Below are 1392 nucleotides of genomic sequence, written 5' to 3' on the forward strand. Positions count from 1 at the left end.
TGGAATTGCCCGAAGTGCCGGCGGCATTCGTAGCGCGAACTACATAGTAATAGGTCGTATTGGGTGTGAGACCCGTTACGTTGTAGGATGTGACATTGTTGACAGGCAGGTTCTGGTAGCCCGTTACGTACACCGGTGTTGCGGCGCCGCTCGTGGCCTTCACATAGATGGCCGTGATGCGGCTCGTGCCACCCGATGCAACGACGCTGTTGTTCACCGAAACCGTACTGTTCACCACCCAGCGGATCTGCACCAGCGGCTGGTTTTCGGCAGCTGCCGGGAGGGCCAGGTCGGTCACACCAAAGAAGGTGGCCGGGTTGGCGGCAACAGGCGGCGTGGTCACGGCGATGGTACCGCCGGTCACGTCGTTCCAGGTGCCCGAGCTACCCACGCGGTACTGGATCTTCCAGTCGCGGGGACCCGTGTTGGAGCCGCCCTGCAGCGAAGAGAGCGTCAGGCCGGTAGCACCAGTGGTGTTGACTGCAACCATCCAGTACTTCGTATCGACACCGTTGTCCCAGCCGCTTGTCGATACCGACTGAGGGTTGGTGCCGCCGAGGGCCGAAGGACCTGCGGGGAACGAGTAGGTAACGGTGGCAGCGCCGGTAGTAGCGGTCAGTGTCGCCAGGTTGATGTTGCTGGCGTTGCCCTGGTTGGCCGTACGGTTGGCATCCGTAGTGCCGGCCATATCCCAGCCCGCAATCGTCTGCGTGCCGGAGCCTGCGCCAAGCGTATACACATCGAGGAAGTAGCCGGTAGCGCCGGTCACCGCGTTCCAGTTAGCCGTGAAGCTCGTGGTATTGATCGCAGTGGCCGCCGTAGCAACAGGAGCCGCGGGGGCAGAACCTGTGGCCGTGGTCGTAAACGACTGCTGCGCGCTATAGCTGGTACCAGCGGCGTTGGTTACGTATGTAACGTAGTAGTACGTCGTGCTGGCAGTAAGGCCGCTCAGCGAAACGCTGAAGCCCGTGCCCGACAGGTTGCTGCCGGCTGCCGTGGTACCCGATGTAGCGGGGTTGAACCCGTTGGTCGTGCTCCAGATAACGCCATAAGCAGTTGCTGCGGAGCAGCCGTTGTTGCTGATCGTACCCGGGATGGTAGCACCCGTGCTGTTGATGCCCGTAGCCGCTCCCGCCGTAACGGTGGCTGCGGTATTCACACCAGCACCCGTGGCAGCTACGTTGATGGCCGATGCACCGGCACCCGAAACCGGGATGTTACCGTTGTACGACTGAACGGCCGTCGGGGTGAACTGTACAAATACAGCCTGGCTCAGTGCACCACCCGTTGTGGGAATCGTCAGCGTGGAGCTGTAGGTACCACCCGAGGTCGTGCTGAAGGAGTAGCCGGCCAGCGGGCCTACCGTTACGTTGCCGGCCTGGAGGGCCGAGC

1 protein-coding gene is annotated in these 1392 nt (G+C 62.2%); it reads right to left on the minus strand.

Annotation, left to right across the window (positions count from 1 at the left end):
- The coding region (locus ACYU7Z_RS00015; RefSeq protein ID WP_460566334.1) for a hypothetical protein at positions 1–1392 on the minus strand (1392 nt) is incomplete at both ends.

It is taken from the genome of Flaviaestuariibacter terrae (genome assembly GCF_054777635.1).